Genomic DNA, 25575 nt, shown 5'->3' with positions numbered 1-25575 from the left:
CTGACCGGCCGGTGACGCGCGCGCCGCCCACGTGGACCGGTCCGGGCGCGACCGCGCCGCCGCCCGCACGCCGGTCACCCGGTGGCCAGCCTCCCCAGCACCCCCGGCAGCCCACCGGTGTGCACCACGCCCAGCCGCTGCGTGGCCCGGGTCAGCGCCACGTACAGGTCGCTCGCCCCGCGCGGCGACTCGGCCAGGATTCCCGCGGGCTCCACGACCAGCACCGAGTCGAACTCCAGCCCCTTCGCGTCGACCACCCCCAGCACCACCACCTGCGCGTCCAGGTCGTCGGACGCGCCCGGCACGACCGCGCGCAGCTCCGCCACCGACGCCGCGGGCACGATCACCGCCACCTTGCCGTCGCCGACGCCGGCGACCTCCTTCTCCACCAGCGCCGGCAGGGTCTCGGCCACCGAGTCCACCCCGAGCGCCCACGGCGGGAAACCGCTGTCCCGCACCGAGGTCGGCGGCTTCAGCGCCGGGTCGACCGACGCCAGCACGTCCGCCGCCACGGCCATGATCTCCGACGGCGTCCGGTAGTTCACGGTCAGCTCGGTGAGCTTCCACCGGTCCATCACGTACGGCGAGAGCACCTGGTCCCACGACGACGCGCCCGCGATGTCGCCGGTCTGCGCGATGTCGCCCACCACGGTCATCGACTTGGCCGGGCAGCGCCGCATCAGCGTGCGCCACGCCATCGCCGACAGCTCCTGCGCCTCGTCCACGATGACGTGCCCGAACGTCCACGTACGGTCCGCCGCGGCGCGCTCGGCCGCGGTCTCGTAGCGCTCGGCGCCGTGCCGCTCGGCCAGCCGGTGGGCGTCGACCAGGTCGGTCGCCATGAGGATGTCCGGGTCGGCGTCGTCCTCCAGGTCCAGGATGTCCAGCACGCCCTGCGCGTAGTCGATCGCCTGCCGCCGCCGGCGCTCGGTCCGCGCCTTGGCCTCGGTGTCGTCCTCGCCCAGCAGCTCGGCCGCCTCGTCGAGCAGCGGCACGTCGGCCGGCGTCCACTCCGCCCCGCGCGGCCGGCGCAGCAGCTCGCGCTCGGCGGGCGAGAGCTTGGGCGTGGCCTTGGCGATCAGCTTCGGCGACGCGTACAGGTCCTCCAGCAGCCGCTGCGGGGTCAGCGTCGGCCACAGCCGCTCGACGACCCGCTGCACGGACGGCTCCTCGCGCAGCTCCCGCCGGATGTCGTCGATGTCGGCCTGGTCCAGCAGGTGGCGCCCCAGCCGGGACACCGCCTGCGCGGCCAGCGTCGAGATGATCTCGCGCTGGAACGTGCGCCGCGCCTCGTTGTGGGGCCGCCGGGTGCGGCGGGCGCGGCCGCGGGCGTCGCTGATGGCCCGCCGGTCCAGCCGCAGCACGTCCTGGTCGAACGGGACCTCGACCAGGCCCGGCGCCTCCTGCCGGTCCTTGATCGCCCGCGCCACCACGTCCGCCATCTCGGCGCGGCCCTTGAGCGCCGCGGCCGCGGCGGGCTCGCGGCCCACCGCGGTCAGGCCCGGGAACAGCTCGCCCACGGTCGACAGCAGCACGCCCGTCTCGCCCAGCGAGGGCAGCACCTGCCCGATGTAGCGCAGGAACGTCGCGTTCGGCCCGACCACCAGCACGCCGCGCTTGGCCAGCTGCCGCCGGTGCGTGTAGAGCAGGTAGGCGGCGCGGTGCAGGGCCACCGCGGTCTTGCCCGTGCCCGGACCGCCCTGCACGACCACGACGCCGTTCAGCTCGGTGCGGATGATCCGGTCCTGCTCGGCCTGGATGGTGGCGACGATGTCGCCCATCTGCCCGGTGCGGCTCGCGTTGACCGCGGCCAGCAGGGTCGCCTCACCGGTCAGGCCCTCCGAGGACCGGTGGGGGTCGACCGAGTTGATGTCGAGCACCTCGTCGTCCATGCCGACGACCTTGCGCTGCTTGGTCCGCAGGTGGCGGCGCCTGCGCACGCCCTCCGGGGCGGCGGCGGTGGCGAGGTAGAACGGGCGGGCGGCGGGCGCGCGCCAGTCCATCAGCAGCGGTTCGTACTCCTTGTCCTCGTCGAACAAGCCGATCCGGCCGATGTAGAAACGGCCGTCGGTGTGGAAGTCCAGCCGACCGAAGCACAGCCCGTTCTCCACGGCGCTGTACTGGGCGAGCTGGTCGGAGTACAGCGCCACCGCGGTGTCCCGCTCGGAGCGCATCTGGTGCGTGCCCCCGGTTTGCCTCAGCGCGCCGGCCAGGCGCTTCGAGCTCTGCTCGCGGAGGTGGTCCAGCCTGCCGTACAGCATCGACACGTATTCCTGCTCCGCCTCGGTTTCCGCGAGCCGGAGGTCATCGGAGGGGCTTGACAACGTGCCTCTTTTCTGGATAGCGTGGATTATCAGCCTGCGTGGCATTGCGGCTGACAGTTTTTTGCGCCCTGCGCCCTTCCCTGCTGCGCAGAACGTCCAATCTACTACACGCGCCCGCTCGCGGTGCCGCCCCGACTTCGTCAACGGTGGGGTCGTCGCATCCGTTCGGCCGAGTGCCCGAACCCGTTGAGCGGTGGGGCTTGCGCCGGGTGGTGGGGCGGCGATCCGCTGTTGCGCAACCGGTTCCGCGGCCGCGTGCCCGGTGCCGCCGTGGCCGGCGCAGGTGCCGCCACCGGTACCGGCGCTGATGTTGGTGCTGCCGAACCGGCGTCGCCACCCGCGACCAGTGCTGCCACCCCTGAACCAGTACGCGCGCGGCCAGTGCCGGCGCCGCCCCGCCACCGCTCACCGTTCCCGAGCGGCCACCCGCGCGCCCCCGCTGTCTTCCCACCCACCGGGTACACCTGCCGCGCCCGCCCACCACACCACGTGAGTACCCCGGGAGGACCCGACCACCAGACGAGCGGCCCTCCCGAGCAGCCGGGTGAAACCGGACAGCGGTGACCAACCGCCCCGGCAGGCTGACGGGTGTGAGGGAACATCGCCGGGAACTGTCCAGGCTCTGCCGCCTCGCGGTGGACCGGCCGAGGTGGGAGCTCGCGTTCGCGGTCGTCGTCTCCGCCTGGTCCCTGGCCTGGGTGCTGGGGCAGGCGTTCGGCGCGCCCGGCCCGCTGGACGTGCTGCCCGCGCGCTGGGCCGGCCTGCCGACCGGTCTGCCGGACGCCGCCGGCGCGTGGGCGGTCGACCGCACCGGGCCCCTGGCGTTCGCCGGCGGCCTGCTGTGGGCGATGACGGGCCCCGGCAGGCAGCTGCCCGCGCTGCTCGGGTGGCTGGCGGTGATGGCGGCGGCCGAGGACGTCGGCTACGTCGCGGTCAAGTGGGCGCTGTCGGCGTTCGCGGCCTTCCTCGTCGTGATGGGGCTGGTGTCGCTCACCGGGCGCCGGGCCTTCGTGGTGGACCGGGTCGCGGTCATCCCCCGGGACGTGGCGCGGGCGGGCGCGACGGCGGCCGCGCTGTCGGCGGTCGTGCCCCTCCTGGCGCCCGGTCTGGTGCTCGCCCGATTGGTCTCCCCCTACCTCACCCGACCGCCCCGACCGGCTTCGGACCCGATCGTCCGCCCCCGGTCGGCCGAACGGCCGCCGTCACCCGAGGGGGTGAACCCGGTGCCCGCCCAGCGGGTCGCGCGGTGACGCCGACGGGTTTTTCGTGGTCAGGGCGTTTTCGACGGGAATAGTTTTGCTCTCCAACAATCCCGACGCGGTAACCGAGCAGACCTCACATCACATTCCGGAATCGTCTGGTTGGGCTTACCGGTCCGTATCCATCAAGATGAGCGCGTGCATGAAAATCCCGCTGAAAACCGCTTAGCCAAGGTGATGCGGCGTCAGCCCGTTCAGCAGCGCGGTGCCGCCACGGTGACCGCCATTGTCGATGCCTGCGCGACGCTGCTCAACGAGTACGACTACGACGACATCACCACCGCCCGGATCGTCGAGCTCGCAGGCGTGCCAATTGGATCGTTCTACCAATACTTCCCGGACAAGCGTTCTGTTGTGCACGCCTTGGCGCTGCGCGGCATGGAGGAGTACCTCGGACGGGTGGAATCCCTGTTCACAGAGGGTCGCCTGGCCGGGGACTGGCGGGGAGCGGTCCAGCAGGTCGTCGCCGTCTACCTCAAGATGCTGTCCGACCTCCCGGGCTTCGGCCGGGTCCGGTTCAGCGACCTGCTCGACGGGCACCGCCTCGACTCGTCGGTCGACCAGTACGAGCTCATGGCCGAGCGGCTGCGCGACCTGTTCGTGAGCCGCTTCGAGGTGCGGGGCGACGCCCCCGTCACCCTGACCTTCCGGATGGCCGCCCAGACCGCCGACGCGATGTACAAGCTGGCCGAGAGGGTGGAGGAGGAGGAACGCCCGGTCGTGCTCCGCACCGCGGACAACGTGATCCTGGAGATGCTGGCGGGCGTGTTCGACCCGGCGTGACTTGCCGGGTCGGTCCGGGTGGTGTGGGGTGGACCGGTGAGCGACGACTTCGACGTGATCGTGATCGGCGGCGGGCCGGTGGGTGAGAACGCCGCCGCGCGGACCGCCGCCGGCGGTCTGCGGACCGCCCTGGTGGAGTTCGAGCGGGTCGGCGGCGAGTGCTCGTACTGGGCGTGCATGCCGAGCAAGGCTCTGCTGCGCCCCGGTCACGCGCTCGCCGCCGCCCGTCGCCTGCCGGGCGTGCCCGTCGGCGACCGCCTCGACGCGGCGGCGGTGCTGGCGCGGCGCAACGGCTTCACCTCCGACTGGGACGACGCCGGCCAGGTCGAGTGGGCCGAGGGCGCGGGCCTGACCGTGCTGCGCGGTCGCGGTCGGCTGGTCGGGGAGCGCCGGGTCGACGTGGGCGGTCGCGTGCTCACCGCGGCCAGGGCGGTGGTGGTGTGCACCGGCAGCGTGCCGCGGGTGCCGCCCCTGCCCGGCCTGTCGGACGTGCCGCACTGGGGTTCCCGCGAGGCGACCTCGGCCCAGGAGGTGCCCACCTCCCTGGTGGTCCTGGGCGGCGGCGTGGTCGGCGTCGAGATGGCGCAGGCGTGGGCGCGGCTGGGCTCGCGGGTCACCCTGGTGGCGTCCGGCGAGCGGCCGCTGCCGAAGTTCGAGGACTTCGCGGGCGACCTGGTGGCCGACGGCCTGCGCGAGGACGGCGTGCGCGTGCTGACCGGGGTCCGGGCCACCGGTGTGTCCACAGCGGACGCCGGGATCTCGCTCGCGCTGTCGGACGGCTCGTCGGTCGAGGGCGCGCACCTGCTGGTGGCCACGGGCCGGCAGCCGGCGACGTTCGACCTGGGCGTGGAGGAGTTCGGCTTCGGGGCGGGCGACCCGCTGCCGGTCGACGACACCGGCCGGGTGTCCGGAGTGGACTGGCTGTACGCGGCGGGCGACGTCACCGGCCGCGCGCTGCTCACGCACCAGGGCAAGTACCAGGCCCGCGCGGTCGGCACGGCCATCGTCACCGGCGCGGTGGACCCCGAGCCGTGGACCGCCCCGGTGTCCACGGCCGACCACACCGCCGTGCCGCAGGTCGTGTTCACCGACCCGGAGGTGGCCTCGGTCGGCCGCACCGCGGCGCAGGCCCGCGAGGCCGGCCTGGACGTGCGGGTGGTGGACGTGGACATCGCGGTCGCCGGCTCGTCCCTGCACGCCGACGGCTACCGCGGCAAGGCGCGCATGGTGGTCGACGAGCGCACGCGGACCCTGGTCGGCGTCACGTTCGCCGGCCCCGACGTGGCCGAGATGATCCACGCGGCCACCGTCGCCGTGGTCGGGGAGGTCACCGTGGACCGGTTGTGGCACGCGGTCCCGGCGTACCCGACGATCAGCGAGGTGTGGCTGAGGCTGCTGGAGTCCTACGGGCTCTGACGCTGGGTGCGACACCGGTCGGCGCACCGTGTTCGCCCTGGTCCGAGTGCCGCAACGCCGTGCCGCCATCGGTCGGCTGGACGGGAGAGCGAGCCTCACGTCTCATTAGACTGCGCCGGTGAGCAGAGGAACCGTGGTCCTGACGACGGCCGCCGTGCTGTGGTGCGCCTTCGTCATCACCACCACGTTCCTGCCCGGCGGTCCCCGGTGGACGCCGATCGCGGTGCACCTGCCGGGCTTCCTGGTGCTGCCGGTCTTCCTGCACACGCTGCTGCGCGCGCGGTCGGCGGCGCTGTTCTGCCTGGCCCACGTGCCGGTGCCGGTGCTGGTGCCGGGGATCGCGGCGGTGCTCGGCGGGTGGCTGTTCGCGTGGGGCGTGGTGGTGGGCGAACCGGGCACCGAGTCGCTCAGCGGGATCGCGGGGCTGGTGATCGTGCTGCACGCGGCCTTCGGCCTGATCGCCGTCGGCATGGTGCGCACCGGGCGCTGACCTCGGCGGCGACGACCCGGCTCTGCCGAGACCCCGGCGGCGACCCCGGCTCTGCCGATACCCCTGCCCCGCCGACCCCGACCCCGCTACTGCTGCGCGGCCGGCAACCGCAGCGCCTGTTCCGCCACCTGCCCCAGCGCGGGGTCGCCCCCGTCGGACTCGCCCTCCGCCCACACCGCCTGCGCGATGCGCACCTGCCCGCCCCTGGTCGTCGAGCGGAGCGCGGACCGGTCGAACGACACCGGCCCACCGGGCCAACCCCGGCCCTCCCGGACCAGCGCGATCACCCCGCCCGCGCCCGCGGTCGTGGCCACCGCGTGCAGCTCGCCCGCGCGCTGCGCGTCGGGCAGGCTCAGCTCGGCCACCGCCACGCCGACCCGGCGCCCGTCCACCGCGGTCTCGTACTGGGCGCGCCGCAGCTGCATGCACATGTGCTCCGACAACCACGCCCGCACGTCCCCGAACGCGTGCCCGGCGCAGTCGTCCGTCCGGTCCGCGCCGCGCGGCGAGAAGTTGCGGCCGTCCACCACGACCGTGGTCGGCCGCGCGGTCGAGGTGGCCGCCGAGGAGCCGTCCGGGGAGCCGTCCGGGGACAGCGCCACGACCAGCGCGATGACCAGCAGCACGCCCACCACCGACGCGACCAGGTAGGGCAGGGCCCGGCGGCGGGGCGCGACGGTGATCCTCGGCAGCAGCACCGTGTTGGCCGAGGCCAGGTCGGCGGCGGCGTCGGAGAAGCCCTCGGCCAGCAGCTGCGCCCGGGGCGGCGGCGGGCCGGTCGGCGCGAGCACGGCCACCAGCTTGGCGGCGTGCTCGGCCGAGCAGGGCCGGTCGCTGGTGGCCAGCTCGCGCGCGGCGGCCAGCAGCGTGGTCGGCTTGGGGTGCAGCACGCGCACGCCCCGGTTGAGGTCCACGGTGGGCTGCACGACCTGGCCCACGTACGGGCCGACGGCCACCACGGTGGTCACCGGCAGCGGCTCGCCGCGCATGTCCTGGATCCGCCGGGCGACGGCGGTGGTCGCCTCCAGCGCCTCGGCCGCGGGGCTCAGCGCGCCGTCCGGCCGGGTCAGCGGCCAGCCGTCGATCCGCCACTGGCCGTTCAGCGGCGCCTCCAGCCGCACCGCCGGGTCGGGCAGGTCCACGCCGACCACGACGAGCACGCCCCGCGGCAGCACCACCACGGCGTCCAGCTCGCGCGGGCAGTCCGGCGGCCGCACGCCGAGCAGCGCGACACCGCCGAGCACCGCGTCGCCGTTGCCCCAGGTGCTCAGCGCGGCGCGCACGTCCGCGCCCACCCCGGAGGGTTCCGACCCCAGCCTGATCAGCCGCACGAGATTCCACCGTTCCCCACGGACGGACACGGTAGCGCCGCCGGCGGCCGGGCGGCGCGCCCCGCCAGGAGTGTTGACCACGCGTGACTGTCATCACCTGATCGGCCGTGGCGCGTTGGGCCGAACGGTCCCGCCGTGGCAGGGTGTCCCCGGGGTGGGGCGGGCGCCGGCGCCGGCCGCGCCCCCGCCGCGCCGTCGACAGAGGACCGACCACCGCGGTCGGTCGTGGAGAGGATCTTCGTGCCGATCACGTGACCGTGTCCGGATGATCTCGGAAAGTGATCTCGCGGCCCCGCGGGTGTGGCCCCGTGGTTGCGAATAAGGGTCGAAAGCCCTGTATCTGACCCGCCCGAGTGAGGAACGGGCTGGTTCTTCTGGCGGACCGCTGCCCGAGCGGGCAGAATGACCAAGTCGGGATTTCACAAGATCGCCGCGGGACTCGGCAGGTCGTAGGGGAAGACGTCCCTCGTCGAGTAGCGGAGGTCAGCTGTGAGCACCCGTGGCAGGACCAGTGGCGTGGTCTACGTCCACTCGTCGCCGTCTGCGGTCTGTCCGCACGTCGAGTGGGCGATCTCGGGCACCCTCGGTGAGCGAGCGGACCTCAAGTGGGCGGCGCAGCCCGCTGCGCCAGGGCAGTTGCGCGCCGAGTGCAACTGGACAGGTGAGGCCGGCACCGGGGCCAGACTCGTGTCCGCGCTCAGGGCGTGGCCGATGCTCAGGTTCGAGGTGACGGAGGACCCGAGTCCGGGCGTGGACGGCGTGCGGTACTGCTTCGCGCCCGTGCTCGGCCTGTGGCACGCGCGCACCAGCGCCAACGGCGACATCGTCGTGTCCGAGGACCAGCTCCGGGCCCTGGCCGCGCGCAGCCGCGGCGGGGAGTCGTTCGCGCACGGCGTGGACGAGATCCTGGGCGCGGCGTGGGACGACGCGCTGGAGCCCTTCCGGCGCGCGGGCGACGGGGCTCCCGTCACCTGGCTGCACCGCGTGGGCTGCCAGGCCGCCATCAGGTCCCGGTAGGCGCCGGAGGCCGCCATCAGCTCGTCGTGGCGGCCCAGCAGCGGCGCGCCGCCGTCCATCACCAGCACCAGGTCCGCGCGCAGCGCCGAGGACAGCCGGTGCGCGATCACCACCAGCGTGCCGCCGCGCGCCGCGAACGCCTGCTCCACCACGGCCTCGGCCGCCGGGTCCAGCGACGACGTGGCCTCGTCCAGGATCACCACGTCCGCGTCGGAGGCGTGCACCCGCGCCGCGGCCAACAGCTGCGCCTCGCCCGCCGACAGCCCGCCGCCCGCGTGGCCGATCCCGCCCGCCAGGCCGCCCAGCCGCGCCAGCACCCCGGAGGCGCCCACCGCCGCCGCGGCCGCCAGCAGCCGGGCGTCCGAGGCGTCGGGCGCGAGCAGCGCCAGGTTCTCCCGCACGGTGCCGGTGAACAGGTAGGTCTCCTGCGGCACCAGCGCGATCCTCCGGTGCCGCACCTCGGCCGCCACCGACCGCACCGGCGCCCCGCCGAACAGCACCTCGCCCGCCTGCGGCGCCACCAGGCCGGTGACCAGCCCGGCCAGCGTGGACTTGCCGATCCCGCTCGGCCCGACCACGGCCAGGTGCGAGCCGCCCGGCAGCACCAGGTCCAGCGACCGCACCACCGGCTCGGCGCCCGCGCCCCAGCCGAAGGTCACCCCGCGCAGCTCCACGTCCTGCCCGTCGGGCACCGCGTCGCCGGTGGGCTCGTCGACGGGCGGCGCGGCCTCCGCCAGCCGGCGCAGCGCCACCACCAGCCGCAGCACCACCGTGCTCACGGTGTCGGCCAACCGCCGCAGCGCGGGCTGCACGCTCGTGCCCAGGTACACCACCGCGCCCAGCACCTCGCCGGCGCTCAGCTCGCCGGAGCGCACCATCGCGGGCGCCAGCACCAGCAGCAGGGCCAGCGGCGCGAACCCGCCGAGCGCGACCACCACGCCGCGCAGCGAGGTCGCCCACGCCATCCGCACGGCCGCCGCCGCCTGCCGCTCGACCTGCGCCGACACGTCGGCCACCGCGTGCGCGGCCCCGTCGACCGCCACCACGTCCCGCACGCCCAGGAACACCGTCCCGGCCACGGCCGCGGTGTCCTCGTCGGCCAGCACCAGCCGCCGCTGCCCGCGCGCCAGCGACGGCAGCATCAGCCCGAACAGCACCAGCGCCGCCACCACCGGCAGGATCACCAGCCAGGCCAGCGAGGACACCGTCGCGGCCAGCCCCACCAGCGCGGCGGTCGTGGTCACCAGCAGTGCCCGAGCCTGCACCAGCACGCCGGCGGTCGCGTCGCGCACCACCTCGACGTGCCGGGTGATCCGGGCGACCGCGCTCGCGTCGGGCTGCCGGGTGTGCGAGCCGCCGCGCAGCACGCCGCGCACCACCTCGCGCACCAGGGCGTCCCGCAGCGGCTCGACCACCGCGCCCAGCCGCATGAACACCTGCCGCAGCCCGAACCCGCCGAGCACCGCGACGCCGGCGAACGCCAGCAGCCAGCCGACGCCCACCCACGGCTCGCCGACCGCGAAGCCGCGGTCCACGGCCAGGGCCACCAGCCGGCCGGACAGCAGCGCCGGCACGCCCTCCAGCACCGACCAGCCCAGCAGCACCGCGACGCCGCGCCGCTGTTCCCGCAACGCCCGCAGGTAGGCCATCAGCCGAACACCGCCCGGTACTCGTCGTCGTCCCACAGCTCGCGGTGCGGCGCCACCGCGCGCACCCGGCCGCCGTCCAGCCACACCACCACGTCCGCGCGCCGCGCGGTCGCCGCCCGGTGCGTCACCACCACCCGGGTCCGCCCCGGCAGCGCCGACTCCACCGAGCGCTCCACAGTGGACTCGGTGACCATGTCCAGGCTCGCGGTGGCGTCGTCGAGCACCAGCACGGCCGGGTCGCGCACGAACGCCCGCGCCAGCCCCAGCCGCTGCGCCTCGCCGCCGGACATGGGCGCCGCCGACATCGGCGTGTCGTAGCCGTGCGGCAGCCGCACCACCACGTCGTGCACCTGCGCGGCCCGGCACGCCGCCAGCACCTCGTCCTCGCCGGCCGACGTGCCGTAGCGGACCGCGTCCCGGACCGTGCCGCCCACCAGCGCCGGCCGCTCGAACGCGTAGCCGACGGACCCGCCGCGCAGCACCTGCCCCGACGCCGGCCGGGCCAGCCCGCCGATCACCGCGGCCAGCGCGGACTTGCCCGCCCCGGACCGGCCCACCACGGCCACGAACGCGCCCGCCGGCACGGCCAGGTCCACGTCGTGCAGCGCGTCCGGCACGCACACCCCGCTCAGCCGCACCTCGCCGGCGGCGGTCGACCCGGGCGGCCGCGCCTCGTCCGCGGGCGTGTCGAAGACCTCCTGGAGGCGGGCCGCCGAAGCGCGGGCGCGTTGCAGGCTCGTCAGCACGGTGGCCTGCCCGACCACCGCCATCCCCAGCGCCGCGTACCCCAGCGCCGCCAGCACGTCGCCGATGCTCAACCGGCCCGCGACCAGGCCGAACCCGGCGGCGGTCAGCACCGCCAGCTCCACCGCGGGCAGCAGCAGGCCGGCCCGCCAGATCATCCGGGCCTGGGTGCGCCACATGCCCGCGCCGGCGCTCGCCAGCCGGGGCAGCGGCCGCAGCACCCGCTCGGCCTCCTGGTCGGCGCGACCGGAGGCGGCGATCGTGCGCAGGCCGCCGACGGCGTCGACCAGCCGCGCGGACAGCTCGCCGGAGACCTCCTGGTAGGCCGCCACGTCGGAGGCGGTCAGCCGCAGGTGGGAGCGCACCAACAGGGTCGCCAGCGGCACGCTGAGCAGGAACACCGCGGCCAGCCGCCAGTCCATCAGCGCCAGCGCCACCACCGCGCCCACCGCGGTCAGCACCGAGATGCCCACGTTCACCGCGGGCACCGCGATCCCGCCCGCCAGCGCGCTGTCGCCGGTCAGCCTGCTCACCGCGTCACCGGCCTCGAACCGCGCCGGGTGGCCCAGCGCCAGCAGGTGCCCGGTCAGCCGCCGCCTCAGCCACGCCGCGCCGCGCGCGGTGATCGAGGCGGCCAGCACCACGCCGATCGCGTCGCCCACCAGCTCGACGACCGCCAGCCCGATCAGCCACAGCACGGCGGCGCCCGCCGGGCGGCCGGCCAGCGCCGCGTCCACCGCGGCGGCCAGCGCGGTCGGCAGCAGCAGCCCGGCGGTGGTGGCCAGCAGCGCGTTGACGGCCAGCAGCAGCCAGCGCGGGTCGCGGCGCACGACCGGGGGAAGCGACATCTCGGCTCCTCGGCGCATCATGTGTGCGGGGGCCCGACGGCGTGCCGTCGAGCCCCCGCGGTGACCGGGTGGGCGGCGCACTTCGCCTGCGCCGCCCACCCGGTGGGCAGTACCGTGTCGAGCCTGGTCAGCAGGCCAGCACGCTGAGGGTGGAGTGGCTGCAGACACCCAGCAGGGAGAGGTTGGAGGCGGTCGTGCTGCCGCCGCCACCGCCGCTGCTGCCGCCCGACGCCATCGCGTTGGACTGGGCCTCGGGGGTCTCCAGGTCCTGCAGGTCGAGGATGAAGTCCATGATGACTCCTTTTTCGGGGGATTTCGGAAAGGGTTACTGCTACCGGCCCGGAAGGGCCGGGGCTGTGAGGAACGGCAGCACGGGGGTGCCGTTCACGAGGGTGCTGAGCGCCGCGAGCACGCCCGCACCGCCGGTGTTGAGGTCCATCGACAGCCGCCGGAGCTGGATGCCGGGGAACGCCAGGCCGTCCTGGTAGGGCACGGCGTGCCAGGCCAGGCCGGCCACGTGCCGGTCGATCGCGTGCCTCGGTCCGCCGGTGTGGACGAGGGTGGCGAGCAGGCCCGAGCGCCCCAGCATCAGGGCGGGCTGCACGACGAACTCGCCGGTCGTGCCGGAGACCAGCTCCGGCAGCCGCCCCACGACCGGCAGGTCGGGGTCGACGAGGCGGAACTCGTTGAGCACCAGGGCGATGCCGGCGCTGCCGATGCCGATGTAGGGCAGGGTGCGGAAGTTGCCGTCCCGGACCTGCGTCGAGCCGTCCAGCGCGATCATCGTCTCGGCCAGGTCGCGCTCCAGCGCCGTGACGCCGGACTCCAGCCAGCGCCGGTCGCCGGTGTGCTCGAACAGGCGCAGGAACAGCAGCGCGGGACCGGACCAGCCGTGCTCCAGGCCCGCGCGGGCCTTGTCACCGGGCGGCTCGACGTCCGCCAGCGCGGCGTCCAGGCGCTCGCCCAGCTCCACCGCCCGCGCGAGGTAGGTCTCCTCGCCGCGCGTGCTGGCGAAGTGGAGCAGGTTGAGGCCGATGCCCGCCAGGCCGGCGCCGAGGCTGTGGTCCTCGGTGTCGGGCAGCATCGCCGCGTAGGAGCCGACGATCTCGCCCGCCAGGTCGCGGTGGCCGAAGTTCTCCAGCACGTGCGCGACGCCGTGGGCGCCGGTGAAGAAGCCGGGCTCCTTGGGCGGGTCGCGGCGCACCGAGTCGAGCAGCCACCGCTCGTGGTCGGGGAACCGGCCCTGGCCGGCGGTGTCCAGCGCGTGCAGCACGCCCGCCGCGCCGTGGCCGAAGGTCGCGCCGCCGGTCTCGAACTGCTCCACGTCGCCGGGGAACAGGCGGTCGGTGCGGTGCGGGGTGGCGCTGGCCAGGACGCCCGCGGCGATCATCTTGAGCACCACGGGCAGGTCGGGCCCCGGGCCGTCCAGCGAGGTCGTCGCCGGGCCGGTCGGCGGGTCGACGCGGCGGGCCAGGCCGTCGAGGATGCCGGCGCAGTACTCGTCGGGCAGGTCGAACCGGCGGCGGATGAAGTCCACGTGCGAGCGCAGCTTGACCGGCGCGAGCTCGATCACGGCGTTGAGCGGCAGGAACAGGTACAGGCGCAGCGCGGCCAGGGCGTGCTCGTCGATCTCGAAGCCGCTGCGGTCCGGCGGCGCCTGGAAGCCCGGCGAGCCCAGCGTGGGCTTGCGGTCCTCCTCGACCGGGAACGCCAGCTCGAAGTCGATCAGGGAGACCCGGTCGTCGTCGTCCACCAGGACGTTGAGCGGGTGCAGGTCGCAGAACACCACGCCGCGCCCGTGCACCTCGTCGACGATCCGCTCCACCTCGGCGACCAGCTTCAGCGCGCGCTCGGTGTAGGCGGTGACCGCCTCGTCGGTGACCTCGTGGTGGGTGAGCGGGTAGTTGACGCCGAGCCACTGGCCCAGCGGCCGGCCGGGCACCTCGGACATGGCCATGAACTCGTGCTCCCACGCGGTGAAGCGCTCGAACACCTCGGGCACGCCGTGGACGCCGGCGAGCCTGGTCAGGATGTCGTGCTCGCGGTGCAGCCGGGCGACCGCGTCGACGTTCTCGCGGTCCAGGCCGGCGTGCGGCCGGGCCTCCTTGAGCACCACCTGCCGGTCGTCGGACTTGCGGGTCGCCTGGTAGACGCCGCCGCCGTTGGAGAAGTGCAGCGAGCGCAGCACCCGGTAGGGGAACCCGTCCTGGCCGCCCGCCCGGCGCGCGGCCAGGTGCTCCTCCAGGAACGCGGGCACCTTCACCCAGTCGGGCACCCAGAACACGGGCTTGCGCTGGTCGGGGACGAGCGCGCCGTCCGGGCCCTCGATGGCCAGCACGCGCTTGCCGTCCATTTCCAACCACTGCTCGACGAACCCGCCGTAGCGGACGAAGAGCGGGCCGGTGCCGTAGCGGAGATCGCTGAGGATGTACGCGCCCGCCTGTCCCCGGAGGATTTCCGAGAGCTCGGTGAGCGTGCGCTCCAGCTCGGTTTCGTCGGCGGGGTAGATCGTGATGAGCTTGCCGCTGCCTTCACGCGGGGCGTACTTGGAGTTGCGGGCCAGGACGATCGAGTGGGTGCGCAGGTACTTGAACGGGATGCGGCGCTCCGTCAGGTACGCGTGGGCCGCCCGCAGCACCTCACCGGCGTTCAGCACGGTCGCCGAAACGTGGATCTTCCAGCCCTGCTTGGGCAGCACCACGCCGTTCGGGTGCAGGTGCCGCCAGATGTTCCGGTCGGCCTGGGTCCAGCCCTCCGGCAGCGGGGGCAGCAGGTGGGAAAAATCATCCCGGCCCGTTTCGTCCTGACTTTGCACGTCGTAGAAGAGGCGGTCCGCGAAGCAGTAAGCCTCATAGCGGAGATCCACAGGAATTCGCCTCCCTACGATTTATTCGACCGGCATATTCCCGCACGTTGGCCGGCGGCCAACAATCCACCGAATCGGGGAGTTGGTGCCTCCATCCGTGTCCTACCCTTCCACGTGTTTATGCACCTCAGGTGGTCATTGACACACCTGGTTCACCCGTATGCCAGGTTTGGCATCACCTGAAAGCGGAGAGAGTCACCCGACCGTTGTCAAACGGAACCGTGAGGTTTCGTCATGTTGACCGGTTAACCTGGTGTTTCACCCCCGTCTCCGCTGTATTGCGGGTCGGTTTACCCAGGGTTGTCTGCTGCTCCGTCCGGGGGAGGGGGTGCGCAATAACTACGGTAATGACCCGATAGGGTACGAATAGGTTGAAAATTTTCGGGTCTGAGTCATTACCAGTACGTGCTTCGGTGCTCTCAAACCGCAAACTTCGGGGAAGGTGCTGCGACTTCCGGGTGATGGCCGCCCGGGGAGCGCCCTGTGGCAGGCTCGGGGCGTGCGACCGCGCCTGCTGCTGCCCCTCGTGCTGGTGGTCGCCGCCGTCACCGCGGGTGTGGGCGTGCTCACGCGCGAGGTGTACCAGCGGCCCGCGCCGGCGCAGGGCGACCAGATCGCCGTGCCGAGCGCCGGCTCGTCCGCCCCGGTGCCGCGCGAGGACCAGCCGGGCGGCGGGGTCGTGCAGCTGAGCATCGACGCCTCGATGCACCCCGACGGCCCGCGCGTGCGCGAGGTGCTCCAGCAGTTCTTCGACGCGATCAACGACCTCGACTACGAGCTGTGGACCGGCACCGTCACCCGCCGCCGCGTGGACGAGACCCCCAGGTCCCGCTGGCTGTCCGACTACGAGAGCTCGCGCGACGGCACGATCCTCGTCCACCGCGTCGAATCGGTGTCCCCCGACCGCCTGCGCGTCCTCATGACCTTCACCAGCACCCAGGACGTGGCCAAGGCCCCGGCCGAGCTCCAGGCCGACTGCATCCACTGGCGCGTCGTCTACCCGCTCCAGGCCGAGGACGGCACCCTCCGCGTGGACCTGGGCACCGAGGGCTCAACCTCCCAGTTCACCCCCTGCTGACCACGCCCCGCAGGGGTCGCGAACGCAGAACTCGGGTGTCGCGAACGTAGAACTCGGTGGTCGTGAACGTGGGACACGGTGGTCCTGAACGTACGACTCACCCGTCCTGAACGTACGACACGCGCGTGTCGTACGTTCAGGACCGGCGTGTCGTACGTTCGGAACGCGCGAGTCGTACGTTCGTGACTGCCGTGTCGTACGTTCAGGACCACTGAGTTCAACACTCGGGTGTGGGTTAGAGGGGGATGTTGCCGTGGGTGCCTCGGCCGGCGGGGGCCGAGGCCAGGGCCTCGGCCAGTGTGCGGCGGGTCCTGGTGGGGTCCACGACCTCGTCCACCACGCCGATGGCCAGGGCCCGGTCCACGCCGCCCGCGACGCGCTCGTGCTCCTCGACCAGCTCGGCGTGCAGGGCCTCGCGCTCGGTCGGGTCCGCCACCGCGGCCAGCTTCTTGCGGTGCAGGATGCCGACCGCCGCCTTCGCGCCCATGACCGCGACCTCGGCGGTGGGCCAGGCGAACACCGCCGTGGCGCCGAGGGAGCGGGAGTTCATGGCGATGTAGGCGCCGCCGTAGGACTTGCGGGTGACCAGGGTGACGCGCGGGACGACCGCCTCGCCGAACGCGTGCAGCAGCTTCGCGCCGCGGCGCACCACGCCGCCCCACTCCTGGTCCACGCCGGGCAGGTAGCCGGGCACGTCCACCAGCACCAGCAGCGGCACGCCGAACGCGTCGCACATCCGCACGAACCGCGCCGCCTTCTCCGCCGACAGCGAGTCGAGGCACCCGCCCTTGCGGATCGGGTTGTTCGCGATCACGCCGACCGCGCGCCCGCCGAGCCGCCCGAGCCCGACCACCACGTTCGGCGCCCACCTGGCCTGGAACTCCTCGAACGACCCCGTGTCCAGGATCGCCCGCACCAGCGGCTTCACGTCGTAGGCCCGCTGCGGCCGGTCCGGCAGCAGCGCCCGCAGGTCCTCCCCGTCCGGCACCGAGCGCGGGTCGATCACGCCGGGCCGGGCGAACAGGCCGGTGATCCGCCGGGCCCGCCGGTACGCGTCCGGCTCGTCGTCCGCCACCACGTGCACCACGCCGGACTTCCGCCCGTGCGCCTCCGCGCCGCCGAGCCCGTCCATGTCGATCTGCTCGCCGGTCACCGAGCGCACCACGTCCGGCCCGGTCACGAAGACCTTGCCGGCCGGCGCCATGATCACCACGTCGGTCAGCGCGGGCCCGTAGGCGCCGCCGCCGGCCGCCGGGCCGACCACCACGGAGAGCTGCGGCACCCGGCCGGACGCGCGGATCATCGCGGCGAACACCCGACCCATGCCGTCCAGCGACTCCACGCCCTCCGGCAGCCGCGCGCCACCGGAGTGCCAGATCCCGATCACCGGGGTGCGCTCGCGCACCGCGGTGTCGATCGCCTCCACGATGTGCCGGCAGCCCTCCGACCCCAGCGCGCCGCCCATGCGGGTGGCGTCGGTGCAGTAGGCCACCACTTCGGTGCCGTTGATCCGCCCGCGCACGGCGTGCACGCCGCTGCCGTCGCGGGGCCGCAACGGCGCGGTCGAGCCGGGGTCCAGCAGCAGGCCGAGCCGGACCTCCGGATCGCGCGGATCGGTGTGCCCACCCGCCTCCGGGATCACCGGCGGGGACGCAAGGGCGGTCATCGCGAAGCTCCTCGGGTGGGCTGTCGAACGTGGTCGAGCGCGATCGAACGTGGTCGAGCGCGGTCAGACCCGGGTGAAGACGAGCGAGACGTTGTGGCCGCCGAAGCCGAAGGAGTTGTTCACCGCCGCGACGAGGTCCACCTTCCGCGGCTCGCCGGTGACGACCTCCAGGTCCACCCGCGGGTCCTGGTTCTTCAGGTTCAGCGTCGGCGGGATGATCCCCTCGCGGACCGACAGGAGCGTGGTGATGGCCTCCACCGCGCCCGACGCGCCCAGCAGGTGACCGTGGTTGCCCTTCGGCGCGGTCAGCACCGGGTGGTCGCCGATCGCCCGCCGCACGGCCTGCGGCTCGATCACGTCGCCCACCGGGGTGGACGTCGCGTGGCAGTTCACGTGGCCCACGTCCGCCTTGTCGACGCCCGCGGTGCGCAGCGCGGCCGCGATGGCCCGCGACTGGCCGATGCCCTCGGGGTCGGCCGCGGTGATGTGGTGGCCGTCGGAGCTGGTGCCGATGCCCGCGAGCCTGCCGTAGATCCGCGCGCCGCGGGCCCGGGCGAACTCCTCGCGCTCCAGCACCAGGATTCCGGCGCCCTCGCCGAGCACGAAACCGTCCCGGTCCACGTCGAACGGCCGCGACGCGCCCTCGGGGTCGTCGTTGCGGGTGCTCATGGTCCGGGCCTGGATGAAGCCCGCCATGGTGATCGTGGTGATGCACGCCTCGGCGCCGCCGGCCACGACCACGTCCGCCTCGCCGGACTTCAGCATCCGCCACGCCCAGGCCAGCGCCTCGGCGCCGGACGCGCACGCCGACACCGGCGCGTGCACGCCCGCCCGCGCCTTGAGGTCCAGGCCGACGTGCGCGGCCGGGCCGTTGGGCATGAGCATGGGCACGGTCAGCGGCGAGACCTTGCGCAGGCCGGAGGTCTCGATCAGGTCGTCCTGGTCCAGCAGCGTCATCGCGCCGCCGATGCCGGTGCCGACCACGACGCCGAGCCGCTCGGGGTCGACGTCGTCCTCGCCGAACCCGGCGTCGGCCCACGCCTGGCGGGCGGCCACCACGGCGACCTGCTCGCAGCGGTCCAGCCGCCGCGCCTCGACGCGCGGCAACACCTCGGTCGGGTCGACCACGAGCGGCGCGCCGATCTTGACCGGCAGCTGGTACTTCTCGACGAAGCCGGCCGTGAGCGTGCGCACGCCGCTGCGGCCGGACAGGAGGGCGTCCCAGGTGGAGGCGACATCGCCACCGAGCGGGGTGGTGGCACCCAGCCCGGTGACGACGACGTCGTTGCTATTCGTCATGCGTTGCTGGCGATGTAGTTGACCGCATCGCCCACGGTCTTGAGGTTGGCCAGCTCGTCGTCGGGGATCTTCACGCCGAACTTGTCCTCGGCCTGCACGGCGATCTCCACCATGGACAGCGAGTCGATGTCCAGGTCGTCCACAAAGGACTTCTCAGCCGTCACGTCGGCCGCCTCGACACCGGCGACCTCTTCGACGATCTCGGCGAGCCCCTTGTAGATGTCCTCGTTGCTCACTGAAAATCCCTTTCCTCTGACTGCTCCCGGCGGGGGGCTCCCGCGCCGGGGTACTGGGTGGTCACGGCAGCCGGACGACCTGTCCGGCGTAGGACAGGCCCGCTCCGAAGCCGACGAGCAGCGCCACGTCGCCGCTGCGGGCCTCGCCCGCCGCGCGCAGGTGGTCCAGCGCGAGCGGGATCGAGGCGGACGAGGTGTTGCCGGAGTCCACGATGTCACGCGCGACCACGAGGTCCTCGCGCGCACCCTTGGCCCGCAACCGCTTGGCGATGGCCTCGATGATGCGCAGGTTCGCCTGGTGCGGCACGAACACGTCGACGTCGGCGGCGTCGAGGCCCGCCAGCTCGACCGCCCGCAGCGCGACCGGCGCGATCTGCGTGGTGGCCCACCGGAAGACCGACTGGCCCTCCTGGACGATGAACGAGTCGCGGTCCTGGATGCTGATCATGTCGGCCAGGTCGCCCGCGCTGCCCCACGCCACCGGGCCGATGCCCGGCTCGTCGGACCGGCCGACCACCGCGGCGCCCGCGCCGTCGGCGAAGATGATCGCGGTGGACCGGTCGAGCGGGTCGACCCAGTCGGTCAGCTTCTCCGCGCCGATGACCAGGACGTGCTCGGTGGTGCCCGCGCGGACCATGTCCGAGGCGGTGGCCAGCGCGTAGCAGAAGCCCGCGCACGCGGCGTTCACGTCGAACGCGGCCGCGGCCCTGATCCCGATCCGGTGGGCGACCTGCGCCGCGGCGTTCGGGATCTGCGACGGCATGGTGCAGGTGGCCACCAGGACCGCGCCGATGTCGGACGGGGCCAGCCCGGCGTCGGCCAGGGCCTTGGCGCCGGCCTCCACGGCCATGTCGACGAGCAGCTCGTCGGGCTTGGCGACCCGGCGGTTGGCGATGCCCACGCGGTCGCGGATCCACTCGTCCGAGGTCTCCATGCGCAGGGCCAGGTCGTGGTTGCTGACCACGGTGTCGGGCTGGTAGCTGCCCAGGCCGACGATGCGGCTGCCGGTCGAGCCGGCGGGCACGGCGAACGCGGTCACCGCGTCGCCCCGGTCCCGGCGGGCTCGGCCGCGGCGGCGAACAGCTCCGCGGCCCGGTCGAGTTGGTCGGGGGTCTTCAGGCCCAAGGTGGGAGTGCCCTTCAGCTCGCGCTTCGCCAGGCCGGTCAGCGCGCCCGCGGGCGGCAGCTCCACCACCGCGGACACCCCCAGCCCGGCCATGGTCGCCTGGCAGGAGTCCCACCGCACGGGGCGGGTCACCTGGGAGATCAGCCGCTCCAGCACCTCGGCGCCGTCGGTGAGCACCGCGCCGTCGGCGTTGGACAGCAGCGGCAGCACCGGGTCGGAGGTCGTGACGCCCTCGGCGCGGGCGCGCAGCGCCTCCTCGGCCGGGGCCATGTAGCGGGTGTGGAACGCGCCCGCGACCTGGAGCCGGCGGACCTTCGCCCGACCGGGTGGTTGTGCCACCAGCTCGTCGAGGGCCTCCACCGGCCCGGCGGCCACGACCTGACCGGCGCCGTTGCGGTTCGCGCCGACCAGGCCCAGCTCGTCGAGCCGGGCCAGCACCTCGTCGGGCTCGCCGCCGAGCACCGCCACCATGCCGGTGGGCGCGAGCGCGCAGGCGGCGGCCATCTCGGCGCCGCGCACGGCGGCCAGCGCGACCGCGTCGTCGGCGTCGAGCACGCCCGCGATCGCGGCGGCGGCCAGCTCGCCGACCGAGTGCCCGGCCACCACCGTGCCGGCGGGCAGCTCGAAGCGGCGGCGCAGCTCCTCGTGGGCGAGCAGGGCCAGCGCCACCACCAGCGGCTGGGTGACCGCGGTGTCCTTGATCTCCTCCGCGTCGGCCGTCGTGCCCAGGCGCACGAGGTCCAGACCGGTCGTCCCGGACCACGCCTCGACCCGCTCGACGGCCCCCTCGACCTCGAGCCAGGGGGTGAGCATGCCGGGTGTCTGTGACCCCTGTCCGGGGGCTAGGAGCGCGATCACGTCCCCAACTGAACACGGTCGACTCGCTCCACCGGGATGCCGTCACTGACGAATCCACGCCCCACCCTTTGTGGGGTTCCTACAAAAGTGACTCACGGATGACCGTTGATGCACGTCGCGTGTTGTCGGTCGCGGCTCATGGCGGCTCACCCGGTCACTGCGTCGTGGGTCACACCCCACTGGGTCACACCCCACTGGGTCTACCCCACTGGGTGTCACCCGGGCTCACCACAGCCCGCGGGCCCTCGCCAGCCGCCCCACGGACAGCGCCACGCGCAGCACCAGCGCGTCACGGGGGTCGTTGGCGTTGCGCCCGGTCAGCTCGGTGGCGCGGCGCAACCGGTAGCGGACCGTGTTCGGGTGGACGAACAGCCGCCGCGCGCACGCCTCCAGCACGCCGCCGACCTCCAGGAAGGTGTCCACGGTCGCCAGCAGCGAGCCGCCCGCCTCCTCCAGCGGCCGGGCGATGCGGTCCACCAGCTGCCACTCGGCCTCCGGGTCGCCCGCCAGCGCCCGCTCCGGCAGCAGGTCCAGCGACCGCACCGGCCGCGGCGCGGCGGGCCACCCCACCACGGCGCGCAGCCCGGACAGCGCGTCGCTCGCGCTGCGGTGCGCGTCGGCCAGGCTGGCCACCGACGGCCCGGCGACCACCGGCCCGTCGCCGAACGCCTCGGCGATGCGCGTCAGCGCGTCGCCCCGCTCGGTCTCCCCGCCCAGCAGCACCACCAACCGCGAGCCCTGCACGCTCAGCAGCACCTGCCGCCCGAGCCGGGCCGCCCGGCTGCGCACCTCGAACACCACGGCGGGCGGGTCGTCCGACGGCGGGTTGCCCACCAGCACGGTCGCCTCGGCCGCCGGGTCCCAGCCCAGGGCGGTGGCGCGGGACAGCAGCGACTCCTCCGCGTCGCCGCGCACGATCCCGTCCACGACCAGCGCCTCCAGCCGGGCGTCCCAGGCGCCCCTGGCCTCGGCCGCGGCCGCGTAGGAGGTGGCGGCGGAGAAGGCGATCTCCCGCCCGTACCGCAGCACGCCCTCGGTGAGCAGGGCGCGCTCGGTCTCGTCGCGCGCCAGCTGCGGCAGCCGGCGCTCGAACAGCTCCAGCGCGATCCGCACCAGCTCCACGGTCTGCCGCAGGCTGACCCACCGGGAGATGTCCTTGGGCGCGGCGCGGAACGCCTCCGCGGTCAGCCGGATCGCCTGCTGCGGGTCGTGCAGCCAGGAGACGAAACCGGCGACGCCGTTCTGGATCAGCAGCTGCACCCCGGCCCGCTGGTCGGCCGGCATCCGCCGGAACCAGGGCAGGCGCGACTCCATCTCGGCCACGGTGGCCGCGGCCAGGCCGCCCGACGCCCGCCGCAGCGTGCGCAGCGTGTCGGGCGACAGGGGGCCGGGGTCGCCCGCCGCCTGGCCACCGGTCGCCTGGTCGCCGGCAACTGGGCCGCCTGCCGCCGGGCCGCCTGCCACTGGGCCGCCTGCCGCCGGACCGGTCGCTGCTGGGCTGGTCATGACCCCACCATGGCACGTGCTCCGCGAGACGACACCAACGAGTGACTCGACCGGACACCGCGCTCCGATCGTCCTACCTTCGGTGGCGTTCGGGGCAGTCGGTGGCCTCGGGTCTGGAGGGTGGACGTGCGCAGGTTCATGTCGGTAGGGCTGGTGCTCGCCGCGGTGCTGGCGACCGCGGTCGACGCCTCGGCCGGGGAGGGTCGCCTCAAACCGTCGCTCGACCCGCTGACCGAGTTCCACACCCAGGTGCCCGCCTGGAAGCCGTGCCGCGACGGCCTGGAGTGCGCGGAGCTGGTCCTGCCGCTGGACTACGCCCGGCCGGCCGCGGAGCGGATCTCGCTGGTGATCAGCCGCCGGAAGGCGGAGGACCAGGCGCGGCGGCGCGGCGTGCTGGTGCTCAACCCCGGCGGCCCCGGCGGCTCGGGCCTGGGGATGCCGACCTTCCTGGCGAACTCGGGGGTGGCCAAGGTCTACGACCTGATCGGGTTCGACCCGCGCGGCGTGGGCGGCTCCACCGCGCTGACCTGCAACGACGTGCCCCCACTGGTCATCGCCGACACCCGGCCCCGGGACGAGGACTTCCCGAGGTGGGCGGCGGAGGCCCGCGCCACGGAGGACGCGTGCCAGCGGGCGGCGGGCGGCATCCGGCCCTACGTCAACACCGCCAACACCGCCCGCGACCTGGACGTGGTGCGCGCCGTCCTGGGCGAGGAGAAGATCAACTACCTGGGCTACTCCTACGGCACCTACCTGGGCGCGGTCTACGGCAGCCTGTTCCCGCGGCGCCTGGACCGCAGCGTGCTGGACTCGGCCGTGCACCCGGAGTGGATCTGGCGCAAGCAGTTCCTGGCCCAGGCCGTCGCGCTGCGGCGCAACGTCGAGTCCTGGGCGGAGTGGGTGGCGCAGCGCGACGACCACTTCCGGCTCGGCACCGGGGTCGAGGAGGTCATGGCCACCGTGGAGGGCGTGGCGGCGGCGCTGGCGGCACAACCGATCGCCGACAACACCCGGACCCGCTTCGACGCGGCGATGGGCGTGGGCACCCGCTACCGTCCACTGTGGGCGGACCTCGCGGACGCGGTGACCAGGCTCCGCTCGGGGGCGCCCGCCGAGACGGCGCTGATGATGGCCCGCTCCGCCCACGACGAGCTGGTCTCGGGCGTGTTCAACACGGTGACCTGCGAGGTCGACTGGCCCACGGACGTGGAGACCTACTACGAGGACATGCGGGTCTTCCGCGACCGCTACCCGTACGGCTTCGGCGTGGCGCGCGCCGCCCCGACGACCTGCGCGTACCGCACGTTCACCCCGCCGGAGCCCGCGGTGCGGCTCAAGCGCGACGGCTACCCGGTCGGCGTGGTGGTCCAGGCCGAGGGCGACACGCAGACGCAGTACGAGAGCGGTCCGGCGATGGCGACCGCGCTGGGCCACAACCTCGTCACCGTGCTCGACGAGGGCAGGCACGGCATCTACGGCTCCGGCAACGCGTGCGTGAACCGGGCGGTGAACCGCTACCTGGTCGACGGCGTCCTGCCGCCCAGCAGCTCCACCTGCCCCGGCGAGCCGCGCCCCGCCGAGGTCGGCGAGCCCTCGCCGCCGGCCGTCCAGTCCTACCTGGACGGTCTGGTGGTGGGCGTCCGCCCCTGACGGACCGGCGCACGCGCGGACGCGGCGGCCGGGCGATCTCCACGAGGTCGCCCGGCCGCCGCTCGTCGCCCTGCCCGGCCCCCGTCGCCGCGGTCGGGCCGGTGTGACGTGAAAACGCTCGGCGCGGTCAGACCGCGCCGAGCGTTTCCCTCTCCCCGGTCCCCACCGGTAGCTCCACTCTGGACTGTCCGCGCAAGATCCGCCACGCCAGTCACCCTTTCGGGCAAGCACTTCAGGTTGCCGGGTGACGGGCGCTGCGACACGATCCGAATCGCGGGGGCGCGGCGCGGGCCGTGCCGCCGCCCCGGGACCACCGACGGGTCAGGCCGGCGCCGGCCGACCTCTCGGGGGCCGGCTCCCCGAAGCCGGCCGGTGCCGGAGGCCCCCGTCCGGCGGGGGCCTCCGGTCGATCGCGCCTCAGCCCAGCTCGTCCAGCACGTCCGCCCAGCTGACGTAGGCGAACCCGGTCGTGTCCGACTCCCCGGCGGCGGGCCGGCGCTCGCCGTCGTGCACGACCAGCAGCCCCTCCGGGTAGCGCGGCCCCAGGTCGGCGGTCACCGCGTGCGCGCCGTCCGGGTGCTCCACCGGGTCGTTGCCCCGGCCCGCGCCCACCGCGAACGACCCGACGTACCGGTTGCGCCCGGTCCGCTCGTAGGCCACGAACCGCGAGTCGCCCTGGCTGGAGGCGATCAGGTAGCCGTCCGCCGCGGTCAGGCCCTCCGCGTCCGCCTCCAGCACCCGGCCGCCGACCCCCGGGTCGGGCCCGGAGACCGCGCACTCCTCCGCGACCGGGTCGTAGGTCTGCGGCACCCCGAAGGACCGCACCCGGTCGACCGGCACCGGCTCGCCGAACCCGGACGCCCGCAGCGGCACCCGCCACACGCCCACGTCCTCCTGCGCCGCGTACAGCACCCCGTGCCGGGAGCCCACCACCGTGCCCTCCAGCTGCGGGCCCTCGCCGGGCTCGCCGCACGGTGCCCACACCCCGCCGCCGGGCAGCGGGAACGACGAGGGCAGGTCCAGGGTCGACACCACCGAGGTGCCCACGGTCCCGCCGGCGGCCGGCACGACGCGCAGCAGCGCCACCCGCGTCTCGTTCCGCCGGTTCACCACCACCACCACCACGGGCGCGCGCCCGACGACCCCGGCGGCCGGCCCGTACGCCGTGCGCTGCCCGTCGACCTCCTCCTCGGAGCCGGAGAACACCGGCCGCGCGGCGGGGTCGGTCACGTCCCGCAGCACGCCCGCGCCCGCCGCCGAGCCGCGCCCGTCGACCTCGTGGACCCGCACCCGGTCGCGCCCGCGGTCGCCGACGAACGCCAGGTCGCGGGCCCGGCCGCCGACGGTCGCCCGGCTGAGCACGTCCACGTTGTTGTACCGGCCGGGCGCGGCGCCGGGCGCGGGGGCGGGCGCGGGGGGGGGCGGGTAGG

19 protein-coding genes and 1 pseudogene are annotated in these 25575 nt (G+C 74.3%); 7 read left to right on the top strand and 13 right to left on the bottom strand.

Annotated features, from left to right (window positions below):
* Window positions 1-74 precede the first annotated feature (74 nt).
* Entirely contained in the window at window positions 75-2324 is a 2250-nt protein-coding gene (locus ACFP3R_RS36310; protein ID WP_380643318.1) for a HelD family protein, read from the bottom strand.
* Window positions 2325-2914: 590 nt separating this feature from the next.
* Between ACFP3R_RS36310 and ACFP3R_RS36305 the strand changes: the two genes are divergently transcribed.
* The 4 genes from ACFP3R_RS36305 (at window position 2915) to ACFP3R_RS36290 (ending at window position 6272) form a co-directional block, all read left to right on the top strand.
* Window positions 2915-3574, top strand: a complete 660-nt coding sequence (locus tag ACFP3R_RS36305; RefSeq protein WP_380643316.1) for a hypothetical protein — start codon at window positions 2915-2917, stop codon at window positions 3572-3574.
* 225 nt (window positions 3575-3799) lie between these two features.
* Window positions 3800-4366, top strand: coding sequence for a TetR/AcrR family transcriptional regulator (locus ACFP3R_RS36300; protein ID WP_380643314.1), 567 nt, complete (start codon window positions 3800-3802; stop codon window positions 4364-4366).
* Between the two features lie 54 nt (window positions 4367-4420).
* Window positions 4421-5782 (top strand): dihydrolipoyl dehydrogenase family protein, encoded by a 1362-nt coding sequence (locus tag ACFP3R_RS36295; RefSeq protein ID WP_380643322.1) that lies wholly within the window; start codon window positions 4421-4423, stop codon window positions 5780-5782.
* A 118-nt stretch (window positions 5783-5900) separates the two neighbouring features.
* Complete coding sequence (locus tag ACFP3R_RS36290) at window positions 5901-6272, top strand: hypothetical protein (RefSeq protein ID WP_380643312.1); 372 nt, start codon at window positions 5901-5903, stop codon at window positions 6270-6272.
* Between the two features lie 86 nt (window positions 6273-6358).
* Here ACFP3R_RS36290 and ACFP3R_RS36285 read toward each other — a convergent pair whose 3' ends face one another.
* A complete protein-coding gene (locus ACFP3R_RS36285) occupies window positions 6359-7603 on the bottom strand; it encodes a hypothetical protein (protein ID WP_380643310.1) in 1245 nt (414 codons plus the stop codon).
* Between the two features lie 489 nt (window positions 7604-8092).
* On the opposite strand from ACFP3R_RS36285, the gene ACFP3R_RS36280 reads away from it, so the two are divergent.
* On the top strand, window positions 8093-8620 hold the full coding sequence (locus ACFP3R_RS36280; protein WP_380643320.1) for a DUF3145 domain-containing protein: 528 nt from the start codon (window positions 8093-8095) through the stop codon (window positions 8618-8620).
* Here the strand turns inward: ACFP3R_RS36280 and ACFP3R_RS36275 are convergent.
* The 4 genes and pseudogenes from ACFP3R_RS36275 to lanKC all read right to left on the bottom strand — a co-directional run.
* Window positions 8590-10269, bottom strand: a pseudogene (locus ACFP3R_RS36275) (ATP-binding cassette domain-containing protein); the annotation flags it as partial. The gene ACFP3R_RS36280 and the pseudogene ACFP3R_RS36275 sit on opposite strands and share 31 nt — an antisense overlap.
* Window positions 10269-11861 carry an ABC transporter ATP-binding protein gene (locus tag ACFP3R_RS36270; RefSeq protein ID WP_380643308.1) on the bottom strand — a complete coding sequence of 531 codons (1593 nt, stop codon included), beginning with the start codon at window positions 11859-11861 and terminating at the stop codon, window positions 10269-10271. The gene ACFP3R_RS36270 and the pseudogene ACFP3R_RS36275, both read right to left, overlap by 1 nt.
* Window positions 11862-11988: 127 nt before the next feature.
* Complete coding sequence (locus tag ACFP3R_RS36265) at window positions 11989-12153, bottom strand: SapB/AmfS family lanthipeptide (protein WP_380643305.1); 165 nt, start codon at window positions 12151-12153, stop codon at window positions 11989-11991.
* A gap of 39 nt (window positions 12154-12192) precedes the next feature.
* The gene (gene lanKC, locus ACFP3R_RS36260) at window positions 12193-14727 is read right to left on the bottom strand and encodes a class III lanthionine synthetase LanKC (RefSeq protein ID WP_380643303.1); all 2535 of its coding nucleotides are present in this window, start codon (window positions 14725-14727) and stop codon (window positions 12193-12195) included.
* A 499-nt stretch (window positions 14728-15226) separates the two neighbouring features.
* Here lanKC and ACFP3R_RS36255 point away from each other — a divergent pair, with 499 nt between their 5' ends.
* Window positions 15227-15805 (top strand): hypothetical protein, encoded by a 579-nt coding sequence (locus ACFP3R_RS36255; RefSeq protein WP_380643301.1) that lies wholly within the window; start codon window positions 15227-15229, stop codon window positions 15803-15805.
* Window positions 15806-16040: 235 nt separating this feature from the next.
* Here the strand turns inward: ACFP3R_RS36255 and ACFP3R_RS36250 are convergent, their stop codons facing one another.
* From ACFP3R_RS36250 to ACFP3R_RS36225, 6 genes are all read right to left on the bottom strand, one after another.
* Window positions 16041-17471: an acyl-CoA carboxylase subunit beta gene (locus ACFP3R_RS36250; RefSeq protein ID WP_380643299.1), complete on the bottom strand. Its 1431-nt coding sequence runs from the start codon at window positions 17469-17471 to the stop codon at window positions 16041-16043.
* A gap of 63 nt (window positions 17472-17534) precedes the next feature.
* Window positions 17535-18770: a beta-ketoacyl-[acyl-carrier-protein] synthase family protein gene (locus ACFP3R_RS36245; RefSeq protein WP_380643297.1), complete on the bottom strand. Its 1236-nt coding sequence runs from the start codon at window positions 18768-18770 to the stop codon at window positions 17535-17537.
* Window positions 18767-19006: an acyl carrier protein gene (locus ACFP3R_RS36240; RefSeq protein WP_380643295.1), complete on the bottom strand. Its 240-nt coding sequence runs from the start codon at window positions 19004-19006 to the stop codon at window positions 18767-18769. The genes ACFP3R_RS36245 and ACFP3R_RS36240 overlap by 4 nt, the downstream gene beginning before the upstream one ends.
* A gap of 61 nt (window positions 19007-19067) precedes the next feature.
* Window positions 19068-20045: a beta-ketoacyl-ACP synthase III gene (locus ACFP3R_RS36235; protein WP_380643293.1), complete on the bottom strand. Its 978-nt coding sequence runs from the start codon at window positions 20043-20045 to the stop codon at window positions 19068-19070.
* Window positions 20042-20989, bottom strand: coding sequence for an ACP S-malonyltransferase (locus ACFP3R_RS36230; RefSeq protein ID WP_380643291.1), 948 nt, complete (start codon window positions 20987-20989; stop codon window positions 20042-20044). The genes ACFP3R_RS36235 and ACFP3R_RS36230 overlap by 4 nt, the downstream gene beginning before the upstream one ends.
* 225 nt (window positions 20990-21214) lie before the next feature.
* Complete coding sequence (locus ACFP3R_RS36225) at window positions 21215-22495, bottom strand: PucR family transcriptional regulator (RefSeq protein WP_380643289.1); 1281 nt, start codon at window positions 22493-22495, stop codon at window positions 21215-21217.
* A gap of 126 nt (window positions 22496-22621) precedes the next feature.
* Here ACFP3R_RS36225 and ACFP3R_RS36220 point away from each other — a divergent pair, with 126 nt between their 5' ends.
* On the top strand, window positions 22622-24145 hold the full coding sequence (locus ACFP3R_RS36220; RefSeq protein WP_380643286.1) for an alpha/beta fold hydrolase: 1524 nt from the start codon (window positions 22622-22624) through the stop codon (window positions 24143-24145).
* A gap of 417 nt (window positions 24146-24562) precedes the next feature.
* On the opposite strand, the gene ACFP3R_RS36215 is transcribed toward ACFP3R_RS36220, so the two are convergent.
* Window positions 24563-25575, bottom strand: a 1013-nt coding sequence (locus tag ACFP3R_RS36215; RefSeq protein WP_380643284.1) for a phytase, incomplete at its 5' end; no start/stop codon positions are given.

It is taken from the genome of Saccharothrix lopnurensis (assembly GCF_042658445.1).
Lineage (GTDB): Bacteria > Actinomycetota > Actinomycetes > Mycobacteriales > Pseudonocardiaceae > Actinosynnema > Actinosynnema lopnurensis.
Note: the sequence above shows the minus strand (reverse complement) of the source record. Positions and strands in the feature narration are given on the sequence as shown.